12 protein-coding genes are annotated in these 13,302 nt (G+C 63.1%); 10 read left to right on the top strand and 2 right to left on the bottom strand.

Annotated elements, in window-relative coordinates; all coding sequences use genetic code 11:
* Positions 1-133: 133 nt before the first annotated feature.
* The 5 genes from ACB039_RS00430 to ACB039_RS00410 all read left to right on the top strand — a co-directional run bounded on the left by ACB039_RS00430 (position 134) and on the right by ACB039_RS00410 (position 5,676).
* Positions 134-679, top strand: coding sequence for a hypothetical protein (locus ACB039_RS00430; RefSeq protein WP_042649507.1), 546 nt, complete (start codon positions 134-136; stop codon positions 677-679).
* Between the two features lie 59 nt (positions 680-738).
* Positions 739-1,776: a glycosyltransferase family 2 protein gene (locus ACB039_RS00425; RefSeq protein WP_371164907.1), complete on the top strand. Its 1,038-nt coding sequence runs from the start codon at positions 739-741 to the stop codon at positions 1,774-1,776.
* Positions 1,773-2,144, top strand: a complete 372-nt coding sequence (locus tag ACB039_RS00420) for a GtrA family protein (RefSeq protein ID WP_005324511.1) — start codon at positions 1,773-1,775, stop codon at positions 2,142-2,144. Before ACB039_RS00425 ends, ACB039_RS00420 begins: the two co-directional genes overlap by 4 nt.
* Positions 2,144-3,310: a membrane protein gene (locus ACB039_RS00415; protein WP_005324513.1), complete on the top strand. Its 1,167-nt coding sequence runs from the start codon at positions 2,144-2,146 to the stop codon at positions 3,308-3,310. Before ACB039_RS00420 ends, ACB039_RS00415 begins: the two co-directional genes overlap by 1 nt.
* A 239-nt stretch (positions 3,311-3,549) precedes the next feature.
* The gene (locus ACB039_RS00410) at positions 3,550-5,676 is read left to right on the top strand and encodes an alpha-amylase (RefSeq protein ID WP_371164906.1); all 2,127 of its coding nucleotides are present in this window, start codon (positions 3,550-3,552) and stop codon (positions 5,674-5,676) included.
* A gap of 67 nt (positions 5,677-5,743) precedes the next feature.
* Here the strand turns inward: ACB039_RS00410 and ACB039_RS00405 are convergent, their stop codons facing one another.
* Entirely contained in the window at positions 5,744-6,370 is a 627-nt protein-coding gene (locus ACB039_RS00405) for a glutathione S-transferase N-terminal domain-containing protein (RefSeq protein WP_371164905.1), read from the bottom strand.
* Between the two features lie 160 nt (positions 6,371-6,530).
* On the opposite strand from ACB039_RS00405, the gene ACB039_RS00400 reads away from it, so the two are divergent.
* From ACB039_RS00400 to ACB039_RS00385, 4 genes are all read left to right on the top strand, one after another.
* A complete protein-coding gene (locus ACB039_RS00400; RefSeq protein ID WP_005324525.1) occupies positions 6,531-7,175 on the top strand; it encodes a response regulator transcription factor in 645 nt (214 codons plus the stop codon).
* Between the two features lie 193 nt (positions 7,176-7,368).
* Positions 7,369-7,950 carry a TetR/AcrR family transcriptional regulator gene (locus ACB039_RS00395; RefSeq protein ID WP_171276649.1) on the top strand — a complete coding sequence of 194 codons (582 nt, stop codon included), beginning with the start codon at positions 7,369-7,371 and terminating at the stop codon, positions 7,948-7,950.
* Positions 7,951-8,021: 71 nt separating this feature from the next.
* The gene (locus ACB039_RS00390) at positions 8,022-8,879 is read left to right on the top strand and encodes an alpha/beta hydrolase (RefSeq protein ID WP_371164904.1); all 858 of its coding nucleotides are present in this window, start codon (positions 8,022-8,024) and stop codon (positions 8,877-8,879) included.
* 122 nt (positions 8,880-9,001) lie between these two features.
* Positions 9,002-10,147 (top strand): patatin-like phospholipase family protein, encoded by a 1,146-nt coding sequence (locus tag ACB039_RS00385; protein ID WP_371164903.1) that lies wholly within the window; start codon positions 9,002-9,004, stop codon positions 10,145-10,147.
* A 41-nt stretch (positions 10,148-10,188) separates the two neighbouring features.
* On the opposite strand, the gene ACB039_RS00380 is transcribed toward ACB039_RS00385, so the two are convergent.
* A complete protein-coding gene (locus ACB039_RS00380) occupies positions 10,189-12,141 on the bottom strand; it encodes a cation:proton antiporter (protein ID WP_371164902.1) in 1,953 nt (650 codons plus the stop codon).
* Positions 12,142-12,371: 230 nt separating this feature from the next.
* On the opposite strand from ACB039_RS00380, the gene ACB039_RS00375 reads away from it, so the two are divergent.
* Positions 12,372-13,301 (top strand): GGDEF domain-containing protein, encoded by a 930-nt coding sequence (locus ACB039_RS00375; protein WP_041206247.1) that lies wholly within the window; start codon positions 12,372-12,374, stop codon positions 13,299-13,301.
* The last annotated feature ends 1 nt before the right edge of the window (position 13,302 follow it).

The following is a 13,302-nucleotide window of genomic DNA, read 5'->3' as shown; positions in this document are numbered from 1 at the left end:
CCTTGGTACGCAGGGGGATTGGGGGTTAATATGTGAGCAAATTTATTTTTGTGATCCACTATGCTTTTTTTGCAATTGGATTAGCATATGCGCGAATCCAGCCTACCTATCCGTCGGGCATCGAGTGAGTAATATGACCTACAAAAAGTTCGGTTTTCTGGCTGCCATCCTGGCATTGAGCGGTTTTTACCTTTACACCCTCTACCTGGCCGCTCACCCCAACGTGAGCCTGGCTTACAAACTCTATTACCTGGAAGGCAAGACCCGCTTCTGGGAACACAACTCCAGCATGACTTACCAGCCGGGCAACGAACTCAACCTGACCAAACCGAGCCGCTTCCTCTCGAGCGAAGGCTGGGCCAAGAAGCCGAGCGAGCAAGGCACCGAGCTGAGCGGTCAGGGTGGACTCTATTTCGTGCTGCCCAAGCAGCAGGCTCAACCTGAGCAGCTCACCATCCAGGCCAGGATCAACAGTCCACAAGCCGGCACCCTGCTCAAGGTGGCGCTCGGCCATGATTTCACCACCACGGTCAAGCTGGCCAAGGCGGGCATCAACGAGATCCGGCTCAACCTGCCGGGCGACTCCCTGACGGCCGATCCCAAGCATCCCAACTTCCTTGCGCTCTCCGCTCCGACACCGCTCAACGTCCAGTCGGTACGCCTGACCGTCGCGCAGTGAAGCTGAAGATCCCAGCATCAGTAGTCTTATAAAATAATTCTTTCAATAAGGAAGTTCCCATGTCGCATGCCGATTTTCGACTCTCTCTGGTCGTGCCCGTTTACAACGAGGAAGAGAGCATAGACGCCTTCATCAGCGCGATAGATGCCGAACTGGCTCCCCTCAAAGACCGGCTTGAAATCGTGTTCGTCAATGACGGCAGCCGCGACCGCACCCGTGAAGTGGTCGAACAGGCCATTACCCGCGATCCCCGCGTGACCCTGGTCAACCTGGCCCGCAACTTCGGCAAGGAAGCGGCCATGACCGCAGGCCTGCATCAGGCCAAGGGCGATGCCATGGTCCCCATGGACGTGGATCTGCAAGATCCCCCCGCCCTCATCCTGGAATTCGTCAAGCTGTGGCAGACCGGCGACTACGACACCGTCTACGGCATCCGGGTGGATCGCAGCGCCGACACCCCGATGAAACGCCTCACCGCCGGCGGCTTCTACCGCTTCTTCAACGCCCTATCCACCAGCACCAAGCTGCCGGAGAACGCCGGTGACTTCCGACTCATCGATCGCAAGGTGGTCGAGGCTCTCAAGCAACTGCCCGAGCGCAACCGCTTCATGAAGGGGCTGTTCGCCTGGGCCGGTTTCCGTGCCGTCGGCGTGCCCTACGAGCGCCCCGCCCGCCACGCCGGCGAGACCAAGTTCAACTACTGGAAGCTGTGGAACTTCGCCCTCGACGGCCTGATGAGCTTCTCCAGCTGGCCGCTGCGGGTGTGGAGCTACGTCGGGGTCGGCGTCTCCTTCATCGCCTTCCTCTATATCCTCAAGATCATCACCCAGGTGCTGTTCTTCGGCATCGACGTGCCGGGTTACGCCTCCCTGATGTCGGTGATGCTGTTCCTCGGCGGCATTCAGCTGCTGTCGCTCGGCATCATAGGCGAGTACATAGGCCGCATGTTCGTGGAAGTGAAGCAGCGCCCCGTCTACCTCATCGAGGGAGTCTACGGCCAGTATGCTCGGCAGGATGCGGGCAAGCAGCCGGATGCGGCGGCAACCCAGAGTGAAAAGGCGCAGGATGCGGACAAGCAGGAGCCGGCGTCCCAATGATCTCCCGTGAGGAATTCTGGCGGCTGGTTCGCTTCGGTTTTGTCGGCGGGGGGGCGACCCTCGTCGATCTGGGCACCTCCATCGCCCTGTTTCACACCTGGCCCGCCATCTCTGAGCACCTGGTCACGACCCTGGCCTTTGCCATCGCGTTCTGGTTCTCGTTTTTCGGCCATCGCTACATCACCTTCCAGAAGCAGGGTGCCGCCAGCAAGTTTCTGCTGGTGGCCCTCTTCTCCCTGGCGGTGCGTAACCTGATCCTGAGCGGCCTGCTGTTTGCGGGCCTCTCCGGACTGCTGCCGGTGGTGATTGCCACCCTGACCGTTACCGTACTCACCTACATACTCTCTCGCGTCTGGGTTTTTGCCTGATGAATGACATGACCAATACCCCTCCCCTCGCCGGGGATGCACTCCCCTATCGCCCGTCACTGCGCATCAGCAGCCGCGACTGGCTGATGATCATCGCCGCCTTCGTGCTGAGCCGGGTGGCCCTGTATGGCATGGGCTATTTCGGCGTCCAGCTCTACGGCGCCCCCGACATAGGTCCGCTGCAAGCCTATTGCCAGTTCGACTGTGTCTGGTTCCAGCGCATCATCGAGAACGGCTACGACCTCTACCCACGCTGGCTGAGCAAGGGCAACGCGGCGAACTGGGCCTTCATGCCGCTCTATCCCATGCTTGCTGGCGGACTCTCCAGCCTGCTCAACATCGAGAGCCTGATCGGCCTGATGCTGGTGGCCAACATCGCCTTCTTCATCAGCCTGCCGCTGATGCTGCTGGTGCTGCGCCAGCTCAAGCTGGGGGATGAGACCGCCCGTTTCGGGGTCTGGCTGCTGGCCTTCTCCCCCTTCTCCGCCTACTTCGTCTCCGGCTACACCGAGCCCATGTTCATGGCGCTGATGCTGGGGATGTTCCTGTTCGCCTACCGCGAGCAGTGGCTGATGGTGGCCTTCCTCGGGATATTCATCTCCGGGACCCGCAACCTGGGGGTCATGATGGTGTTCCCCGTGCTGATCCTGGCGCTGCAGGCCTATGGCTGGCGCGAATTCTTCCGCTTCACCGAGCGGGCTTTCAAGGTGGTGTTCACCCTCTGGCTCATCCCCCTCGGCCTCTTCTCCTACATGGTCTACCTCTATCACCTGACCGGGGATGCGCTCGCCTTCAAGCACATCCAGGTCGCCTGGGGTCGCTACATGGACAGCCCCCTGGACTGGTGGCTGAGCGGCTTCGAGCTGGGCGGTCGCAAGGCCTACCTCTCCATCATGGTGATCTTCGGCTGGTGCCTGAACGGCTACCTGTTCAGCCAGAAGCGCTGGGCCGAGGCGACCCTGATGTTCATCTGCTGCACCATACCGCTGATGACCGGGCTCAACGCCATGCCGCGCTACATGTTCGGCCTCTACCCGACCCTGCTGGCCATCATCTTGCTGGCCCATCGCTGGCCGTCCATCCGCCCTGCGGTGCTCTGCATCAGCGGCATGGTCGCCTCCTTCATCGCGGTGGCCTTCGTCAACTTCAAGTTCTTTACCGTCTGACGAACGATCCCCCGCAGGCGAACAGCCCCACCTGAACATGCCGGTCCATCGACCGGCATTTTTTATGGCGCCGCGCTCCGGGCAGCAGGGCGGCCATCACACTTTGCCGGGCTTGAAAACGTAACCATTTGAACTGACCTCACAAATCGGCATTTTGCCGGTCCAAGCCCACCCGCTGGGCCCCTAGAATGAGTGCCTCAACGGAACCCGATCTCCTCACTCAGCTCAAGGAATGGCCTATGCGTCCCTCGCCTCGTTTCGATCTCCGCCCATCCTCCCTGTGGCTCGCCCTGCTGGCCACACCGCTGTTCGTCGGTCAGGCGCAGGCAGCCCCCGAGGTGCATCTCCACGTGGATGGCAAACCGGTGGCCGAGGCGCTGACGCTGGACAAGGGCACCGTCACCCTGACCCACAGGCTGGACAAGGGGAGCCACCAGATCCGCATCGCCGATGCGGGCAACAGCTGCGGCACCAGCTTCGGGCCGACCGAGGCCAGGCCGCTCCCCTTCGGCACAGCCCAACCCATGGACAAGTGCAGCAAGGGGGCGAGCTTCACCCTGAGGGTGATGCTGGCCGGGGACTACGAGTTCACCTTCAACCCCGATACCCCCAGCCTCAAGGTGCTGCGGGCGACCAAGAAGAGCGAGTTCAAGCGCCAACCCCCCGAAGAGCCCTGCATCCAGTGGGATGGCGGCCCTGTCACCGTATCGCTGCAAGGGGTCTGGCCCAATGGTACCCGGCTGCGGGATGCCTACTCGGGACAGGAAGCCGTGGTCAAGGGCGGCAAGCTGACCCTGACACCGAGCAAGGAGAGCGGCGGCCTGCTGCTGCTCGAGCCGGTCAAGACGGCCAAACCCGCGCCCTTCAGCTGGGAGCAGGCGAGCGTCTATTTCCTGCTGACCGACCGCTTCCACAACGGCGATCCCGCCAATGACCACAGCTTCGGCCGCCAGAAAGATGGTCAGGACGAGGTCGCCACCTGGCATGGCGGCGACTTCAAGGGGTTGACCGAGAAGCTCGACTACATCAAGTCCCTCGGCATGAACGCCATCTGGATCACCCCCATGGTGGAGCAGGTGCACGGCTTCATCGGCGGTGGCGAACAGGGCAACTTCCCCTTCTACGCCTACCACGGCTACTGGGCGCTGGACTTCACCAAGATTGACCCCAACTACGGCGACGAGGAGAGCCTGAAGACCCTGGTGGACGAGGCCCACAAACGCGGCATGCGGATCATCCTGGACGTGGTGATGAACCACGCCGGCTACGCCACCCTGGCGGATCTGCAGGATCTGGGGCTCACCGATCTCACCCAGAACACCGGCAAATTGCCGACCCGCTGGAACGAGTGGCGCCCGAACGGTGGCCTCAACTGGCATGGCTACAACCAGTTTATCGACTATCAATCAAGCGATTGGAGCAGCAAATGGTGGGGCCCTGACTGGGTGCGCGCCGGTCTGCCCGGCTACCCGCAGCCCGGCACCGACGATGTCACCGGCTCGGTGGCGGGGCTGCCGGACTTCCTGACCGAGTCAACCAAGCCGGTGGGGCTGCCGCCGCTGCTGGCGGCGAAAAAAGACACCAAAGCCAGGGCCCTGCCCAACGCCACCGTGAGCGACTACCTCATCGCCTGGCACACCGATTGGGTGCGCCGTTTTGGCATCGACGGCTTCCGGGCCGACACCGTCAAGCATCTGGAGCCCGCGGTCTGGGCCAAGCTCAAGCAGGCGGGCACCACCGCGCTCAAGGAGTGGAAGGCCGCCAACCCGGACAAGGCGCTCGACGATCTGCCCTTCTACATGGTGGGTGAGGTGTGGGATCACGGAGTCGCCAAGGATTTCTGGTATCAGAACGGCTTCGATTCCCTGATCAACTTCGACTATCAGCGGGAGTTCGCCCTGCCACAGGCCCAGTGCATGGCAGGCGCCGAGCCCACCTATGCCAGCTACGCCAGCCGCATCAACCAGGATCCCGAGTTCAACGTGCTGAGCTACATCAGCTCCCACGACACCAAGCTGTTCTTCGGCGACTACCAGGACGTGCCGTTGCAGCGCAGAGTCGCCAACAGCTTTATGCTGCTGCCGGGGGGCATCCAGCTCTACTACGGCGATGAGTCCGGCCGGGGGCTCGCCAAGGATGGCGGCGTGTTCGATCAGAGCGTGCGATCCGACATGAACTGGCAGGAGATCGGGAGCGGCGATAAGGCCGATCTGGTCAAGCACTGGCAGCAACTCGGCCAGTTCCGTGCAGCCCACCCGGCGGTGGCAGCAGGCAGCCACAAGAAGCTGTCCGATGCGCCCTACGCCTTCGTGCGGGAGAAGGGGGAGGACAAGGTGGTGGTGGTGTTCGCCGGCCGACAGCCATAACCGGGCACGAATCGGACAAACGAAGAGGGGAGCCAGTGGCTCCCCTCTCTCATTGCACAGGCACACTTCATGCCGACTGCCGGGCGATGGCCGGCCACTGCAGCCGTGCCTTGACCAGGGTCTCCTGCCACAGGGGCCAGGCCAGCAAGGCTTGCTGATAGGCGCCCGCCTGACCGGGCAGCGAAATGCCGTAGCTCGCCAACCGATAGGCCATCACCGCATAGAAGGCATCCAGGATCCCTGCCTCCCCAAAGTAGAAGTGCCCTCTCGCCTGGGACCAGATGGTCTGCAAGCGAGCCAGCTCGCCGATGGTCTCTACCGGCGGCTCGCTCTGGGTCGGCGCTCCCAAAAAGAAGGGCAGACGACTGCGGATCTGGCCAAAGCCCGCGTGCAGCTCGGCGCAGAGGCTGCGGGCCTTAGCCCGCTCGGCCCGGTCCGTCGGATAGAGGTGGCGCGCCGGGCACAGCTCGTGGAGATACTCGGCGATGGCGAGGGAGTCGTGGATGCGCAGCTCGCCGTCATCCAGCCAGGGCACCAGCCCGGCCGGTGCCGTACGCTTGAGCCGTTGCAACGCCTTGGCATCCTCCAGATCGAACACCTGCTCCTGCCACTCCAGCCCGCTCATGGCGAGCACCAGCGACGCCCGCATTGCCCAGGTGGAACCTGTGCCTACCGTCAATACCAAGGATCCCATCAATTGCCTCCTGCGTTGGGGTTGTTCATGACCATCCCGTCGGCCCCGCGGGCACGACATCTCATGGTCGCCTCACATTTGCACACCAGCGAGTTTGACCCCCTTGGGGAGCAGTGCTAGTTTGATTTTTCAAAACAATCAGTTAGCAAAAATGTGAGCAATGGACAGCCAATTTACCATCGTCATCGCAGATGACCACCCCCTGTTTCGGGGCGCACTCTATCAAGCGGTGCACATGGCCATCGACGAGGCCAGGCTGCTGGAGGCCGACTCCATCGACAGCCTGACCCACCTGCTCGCGGAGCACCCCGAAGTCGATCTGCTGCTGCTCGATCTCAAGATGCCGGGGGCCAATGGCTTCGAGGGGCTGGCCTATTTGCGCGGCCAGTACCCGGATCTCCCCATCGTGGTGGTCTCTGCTTCGGAAGATGCCGCCATCATCCAGCAGGTGCTGCGCCTCGGGGCCTTGGGCTTCATTCCCAAGTCGGTTCCCATGAAGGAGCTGGTCAGCGCCCTCAATACGGTGATCGGGGGGGATAACTGGGTGCCGGAAGGGATCTCCCTGCACCCCGAGTCCGAGGATGGCCCCGACTTTGCCAGCAAGCTGGCCAGCCTCACCCCCCAGCAGTACAAGGTACTGATCATGCTGCGGGACGGCAGCCTCAACAAGCAGATCGCCTGGGAGCTCAACGTCTCCGAGGCCACCATCAAGGCCCATATCACCGCCATATTCAGAAAGCTCGGGGTCAAGAACCGCACCCAGGCGGTCATCGCCCTGCAGCAAATGGACATCAAGGACAGCTGAGCCCCTTGTCACCCTCAGGACCCATATCACGCCCATCCTTCAGAAAGATCGGGGTCAAGAACCGCATCGCTCTCCAGCAGATGGACATCAAGGACAGCTGAGTCAGCACCTTGCCTCCACCACTATGGCGGTTTGTGGCTCGACAATTAGCACAATCGTACTTTATGCTGCAGAACCCAGAGAGGAGAGTGCGATGAGCAAGGGCCGTCTGACCCGCGACAACATTCTGCAGACCGCCTTCGAGCAGGCGAGCCAGCAAGGACTGGAGAGCCTGACCATAGGCTCGCTGGCCAGTGCATGCGAGATGTCCAAGAGCGGCCTGTTTGCCCATTTCCAGTCTCGCGACAACCTGCAGATCGCCGTGCTCTCCTACTCCGCCGAGGTGTTCCGGGAGCGGGTGATCCAGCCGGTGCGCCAGCAACGGCACGGCACCCAGCAGGAGAAACTGCTGGCCCTGCTGCAGGCCTGGCTGGCCTGGAACCAGAGCTTTGCCGGACGCTGCATGTTCCTCGATGCCTGGACTTCGGCCCAGGAGGGGGAGGTGCAGCAGGCGGCCCGCCAGCTGGTGCGTTTCTGGCTCGACTATCTGGCTCGCCAGGTGGTGCAGGGCCAGGAGAAGGGAGAGTGGCGCAGGGATCTGGATCCTTGGCGCGCCGTCTACCGGCTATATGGCCTCTATCTGGGAGATCAGGTGTTCAATGCGCTGGACTTGTGTCAGGATCCGGCCCGCCACTTCTGGCCCGAGGTGGAAGATCTGCTGACCAGCTGGCGCTGAGGTTCTGGCTATTCTTTTTAAAAACAGACAAAAAAGCACGACCGTTCGCACATAAAAACCACAGGATGACCATGAGCAGCAAGATCTATTTCAACACCCGCCGCGTCAGCCCGAGCAAGTTGCTGCTGGGGCTTGGCACCCGGTTGCACCACGCACTGGCACCGGCCCACGCCAAGCGCACCGCCAGCAAGTTGCTGCTGACCCCGCAGCGCCCAACCCGGGAGGTCGCCGCCCCCACCGGGCTGGTGCAGCAGGCCATCCACACCGGTGAGGGCACCCTGATGAGCTACCTGCTTGGCCAGGGCCCGGTCTGGCTGCTGATGCACGGCTGGTCCGGCAGTGCCAGCCAGTTCTACCCGCTGATGAACCATATCGCCGCCCAGGGCTTCACCGCGCTGGCCTATGATCACCCCGCCCACGGTCAGAGCGAGGGCAGCACGGGGCACCTGCCCCGCTTCGTGCGCGCCTTCGACGAGATCCTAGCGCGCGTCGGCCCAGTTCAGGGGGTCATCACCCACAGCATGGGGGGCGCCGTCACCCTCAGCAGCCGCCACCCCGCCCTCGACACGCTGCCGCTGCTGCTCATCTCACCCGTGCTCGACTATGTGCCCCAGCTCTATGGCATGGTGGCCCGCTCCGGCTACTCCATCCGGCTGTTCGATGCGGTGGTCAAAGAGATCGAGCACGAATACCAGCATCCCTTGAGCACTGTCGATCCCCTGGGTCGTCTCGCCCGCCGCCAGGGGGCGGCCCTCATCGTTCACGACGAGGAAGACAGGTTCGCCCCCCATAAAGACTCGTTGCGGGCGGTAGAGGATGGCCGCACCCGACTGGTCAGCACCCGTGGACTCGGCCATGGTCGCATCCTGGCAAGCCCCCCCGTGTTCGCCGCCTTCGATCAGCTGACCCAGCCCAGAGGCACGGCCTGATCCCGCCGTACCGGTCGCCTCAAAAAATGATGAGGCGGCCCATTTTTATCAGGGATACAACGTCTTATAGTTAAATTGCGCGGTGGCACCCCGCCCTTGCAATCACAATAAGGCGCAGCAGCATGGCCAGACCCAATACAGCTCTCCTGTTGACCGGTGGTGGTGCTCGCGCCGCCTATCAGGTCGGCGTCCTCAAGGCAGTGGCCGAGCTCTATCCCCGCAACCTCGGCATCCCCTTCCCCATACTGTGTGGCACCTCGGCGGGAGCCCTCAACATCACGGCGCTGGCGTGCTACGCCTCCTGTTTTCACCTGGGGGTGCGCAAGTTGGAGTGGGTATGGCGCCGTTTCGAGACCCATCACATCTTCGACTTTCATCCCTGCCAGCTGCTGTGGCGCACCCTGTATCAGGGCTCGGCCGGTCTCATCAGCCCCCAGAGCAACCACGCCTTCCACCTGTTCGACAATGCCCCCCTGCGCCGCCTGCTGGATCAGCTCATCGACTATCACCGTATCGATGACAACATCCTCTACGGCAGCCTGGAGGCCATCGCCATCACGGCTTCCGACTATGACGACGGCCTCTCCACCACCTTCTTCCAGGGGCGGGCCGAGCATCAGCCCTGGGAGCGGGCCAGGCGGCGCGGCCTGCGCACCCTGCTCACCTCGGATCACCTGCTGGCCTCGGCAGCACTGCCCTTCGTCTTTCCCGCCACCCCCATAGGCGATCGTTTCTACGGTGACGGCTCCATCCACCAGCTGAGCCCCCTGAGCCCCGCCATTCACCTGGGCGCAGAGCGGATCCTGCTGGTGACGCTGGATTCACCCCATCAGGGGGGCGCGTCCCCGTACCAGAGCCGCCTGACAAGCTCCAACATCGCCAGCCACCTGCTCAACACCGTCTTCTCCGACACCCTGAATTCGGATCTGGAGCGACTGGGACGCATCAACCAGACCCTGTCGCTCATCCCGCTGCGGGAGCGCAACCGACTGAAGCTGCGCCAGGTGGAGACCTGTGTCATCAGGCCAAGCCAGGATCTCGACCTCATCGCCCTCGATTATCTGCCCAAGCTGCCGACCCAGTTGCGCCGCCTGCTGCGGGTACTGGGGGTGAACGGCCAGGAGAGCAGCAGTCTGGCCAGCTTCCTGATGTTTCACCCGGGTTACTGTCAGCAGTTGATAAGGTTGGGGTATCAGGATGCAATGGCGCAACGTCAGCACATCGAGTCTTTCCTGGACATCGAAGAGCGGATCCGCGAGGAGGCCTGAACAGGCTGCGTCACCAGGGGAGTCGTCGCCAGGATAAGGGCCTAATGCCCCTCCAGCAGGCGCTGCTCCGCCTGCTCCATGGCCACGGCCGTACCAAACAGCACCAGCCGATCTCCCGCGAGCAGCCTCAGATCGGCCCTCGGCTCCAGGCTCCGCTCTCCGCGATGGACCGCCTTGATGCGCACCTCCCCCAGGGGCAATTCCCGCACCCGACGCCCAACCGCCCAGGCCTGATCGTGCAGCAACACGGGGTGCAGCCGCTCCAGCAACTGATCCGTCTCCAGATTGCCCGCACTCTGGTCCCCCCAGTAGAAGCCGTGCAGGAAGCGATACTGGCTGCTGCGCTCATGCTCCATGCGCCGGATCACCCGGCCGATGGGAATGTCGCAGTTGACCAGCAGGTGGGACACCAGCATCAGGGCCCCCTCCTGGGACTCCGGGATCACCTCGAAGGCCCCGGCCTGCTTGTAGTGCTCGAGGAAGCTGTCGTCCCGGGTTCGCACCAGCACCTTGAGATCCCCCGCCAACGCCCGGATCTGCGTCAGCATGGCATCGACCCGCTTGCGGTCGTCGAAGGTGATGATCACCAGGCGAGCCCGCATCAGACCGGCCGCCAGCAGGATGTCGCGCCGGCTGGCATCGCCAAACGCCACCTGCTCCCCCGCCAGCTTGGCCTCGCTCACCCGCTCGGGATCGAGATCCAGCGCGAGAAAGGGGATCTCCTCGAGCTTGAGAAAGCGGGCACAGGTCTGCCCGGTACGCCCGAAGCCGGCGATGATGACATGCTGATGCTTGCTGAGCCCCGACTGGGCGACCCCGGCGCGCGAGAGCAGGGCCCCGTCGGTGAGGGAGTGGGCGAGCCCTAGCGCCCGCTGCACCAACCAGGGGGTGAGAGAAAGGGTGATGACGCCGACGCCGATGAGCAGGGAGACCATCTCGTGACCGAGCAGGCCATGGTGGCTCGCCAGCGCCAGCAGCACGAAGCCGAACTCGCCGACCTGGCTCAGCATGATGCCGGCCGCCATGGCATCGCGTTTGCGCTCCCCCATCAACCGGCCCGCCAGCAGCACCAACAGCGACTTGCACAGGATGAGCCCGAGCACGCAGAGCAGCACCTGCCACCAGGCGTTCGCCACCAGCGTCCACTCCATGGTCATGCCGATGGTGATGAAGAAGAGCCCCAGCAAGACGTCCCGAAACGGCTTGATGTCCACCTCCAGCTGATGACGGTAGTGGGACTCCCCCAGCATCATGCCAGCCAGGAAGGCCCCGAGCGCCATGGAGAGCCCCATCCACTGGGTCAGAGAGGCCGCCAGCAAGGCCACCAGCAGGGTACTGAGCACGAACAGCTCATCGGATCGCGCCCGCGCCACCTCGTGAAACACCATGGGCAGCAGCCATTTTCCCACCGCGAGCAAGACTGACAGAGCAAACAGCCCCTTGAGCGAGGCCCAGGCGACTTCCGCCAACAAGGCGCTGCCCTGCACCTCGGGCCTGGCCAGGATGGGGATCATCACCAGCAGCGGCACCACCGCCAGATCCTGAAACAGCAAGACGCTCACCCCGAGCTGGGCCCGCCGGGTATGGAGTTGCTGCAACTCCCCGAGCTGCTTGATCACCACGGCGGTGGAGGAGAGGGCCAGGGTGCCCGACACCACCAGCGCCTGGGGCAGGCTCAAACCCCACCACCAGCCGAGCCAGAAGAACAGCAATGAGGTGAGCAGCACCTGCAGGCCGCCGACCCCCAGCACCAGCTTGCGCATGGCGAGCAGGCGCGGCAGCGAGAATTCGAGCCCGAGGGAGAACATCAGGAAGACGATGCCGAGTTCCCCTATGGTCTGCATCATGGCCTGCCCGGTGACGATGGCCGCGCCATGGGGGCCGAGCAACATGCCGACGAACAGGTAGGCGAGGATCACCGGCTGACCGAGGCGTCGGAAGATAGCCACCAGCAGGACGGCGGAGAGCAGCAGGATCAACACATCGGCGTACACACATCCCTCTCTTTTATCTGTCCCCATGGCATGATGAGACTGTGCATCGGGCTCCTCGCACCGTCCGGTCATCTTCGGGGCTACGGGACAGGATCCCGCCCCTTCCGGGAGCTCGCGACAAGCGGCACACCGGGGTTATTTACCCTCCCATTTCATCTCGTTAAGCCTAGCCAGCACCTTTGTTTTCCATCGAACATATTTTGGGCACGAGGATTGCAGTAACCCGCCTAATGAGTGGAGAGGTGCAAGGCTGCAACGTGGAAAACACATCGTCATTGAACGGCTTCGGACACGGCATAGAGCAGTGGGTGCAGCAGATGGAGCGGCTCACGCCGCTGACCGGACAGGATCCTTATCAGCAACTTCAGGAGCTGCTGAGGCAACGGGATCTTGACGCCCTGCTGGCAATCTTTGCCGAGCGGGTGGCAAAGATTGTCCGGATCCACACGCTCCACCTCGACTGCGGCCAGCCTCACAGCCTCATCGCTCACCCACCCCAGGCCAGACAGGTGCTGCATGGCTATCGCTTCGAGTTGCGCGGCCAGCATGAACAGTTGCTCGGCCAGTTGCAGTACGAGCTGGATCAGCCCATGAGCGACGGCCAGCGACGGCTGCTGGAGCAATATCACCAACTGTTCTGCCTGCCTCTGCCGCTCTATCTTCGGTTGAGCCGGCTGGAACAGCAGGTGCGGCTCGATCATCTGACCGGGCTTGGCAACCGCGCCTATTTCGATGAGGCCATCGGCCGGGCGGTGGAGCAACACTGCCGGGAACCCCACGGTCTGGTGCTGGTGCTGCTGGATCTCGATCGTTTCAAACAGGTCAACGATACCTGGGGTCATCCGGTGGGGGATCTGGTGCTGAGCCGCTTCGCCCAACTGCTGCAAGGCTGCATTCGCGGCACGGATCAGGCGTTTCGCCTCGGCGGGGATGAGTTTGCCCTCTTGCTGCAACCCGCGGACCCCGAGGCCTGGCGCCCGGTCTGGCTGCGGCTGCAACATGTACTGCACAGCCACAAGGAGCTCAGCGCCTTCTCGGTGGGGTGCAGCCTGGGAGCCGCCAGCTGGCACTCTGGCATGGACGTGGAGCGGCTCTATGCCACGGCGGATGCCCACCTCTACGCCCGCAAGAAGGCCGGCGAAGCGGGCATCCTCGAATAGG

The organism is Aeromonas sp. S2(2024), from assembly GCF_041402505.1.
Classification (GTDB): Bacteria; Pseudomonadota; Gammaproteobacteria; order Enterobacterales; family Aeromonadaceae; genus Aeromonas; species Aeromonas media.
This window is presented reverse-complemented; position numbering and strand designations above follow the sequence as displayed.

What these genes read in the sequence shown, in the direction of transcription:
- ACB039_RS00430 (WP_042649507.1), top strand. Translation starts at nt 134, where the DNA reads ATGACCTACAAAAAGTTCGGTTTTCTGGCTGCCATCCTGGCATTGAGC.
- ACB039_RS00425 (WP_371164907.1), top strand. Translation starts at nt 739, where the DNA reads ATGTCGCATGCCGATTTTCGACTCTCTCTGGTCGTGCCCGTTTACAAC.
- ACB039_RS00420 (WP_005324511.1), top strand. Translation starts at nt 1,773, where the DNA reads ATGATCTCCCGTGAGGAATTCTGGCGGCTGGTTCGCTTCGGTTTTGTC.
- ACB039_RS00415 (WP_005324513.1), top strand. Translation starts at nt 2,144, where the DNA reads ATGAATGACATGACCAATACCCCTCCCCTCGCCGGGGATGCACTCCCC.
- ACB039_RS00410 (WP_371164906.1), top strand. Translation starts at nt 3,550, where the DNA reads ATGCGTCCCTCGCCTCGTTTCGATCTCCGCCCATCCTCCCTGTGGCTC.
- ACB039_RS00405 (WP_371164905.1), bottom strand. Translation starts at nt 6,370, where the DNA reads ATGGGATCCTTGGTATTGACGGTAGGCACAGGTTCCACCTGGGCAATG.
- ACB039_RS00400 (WP_005324525.1), top strand. Translation starts at nt 6,531, where the DNA reads ATGGACAGCCAATTTACCATCGTCATCGCAGATGACCACCCCCTGTTT.
- ACB039_RS00395 (WP_171276649.1), top strand. Translation starts at nt 7,369, where the DNA reads ATGAGCAAGGGCCGTCTGACCCGCGACAACATTCTGCAGACCGCCTTC.
- ACB039_RS00390 (WP_371164904.1), top strand. Translation starts at nt 8,022, where the DNA reads ATGAGCAGCAAGATCTATTTCAACACCCGCCGCGTCAGCCCGAGCAAG.
- ACB039_RS00385 (WP_371164903.1), top strand. Translation starts at nt 9,002, where the DNA reads ATGGCCAGACCCAATACAGCTCTCCTGTTGACCGGTGGTGGTGCTCGC.
- ACB039_RS00375 (WP_041206247.1), top strand. Translation starts at nt 12,372, where the DNA reads ATGAGTGGAGAGGTGCAAGGCTGCAACGTGGAAAACACATCGTCATTG.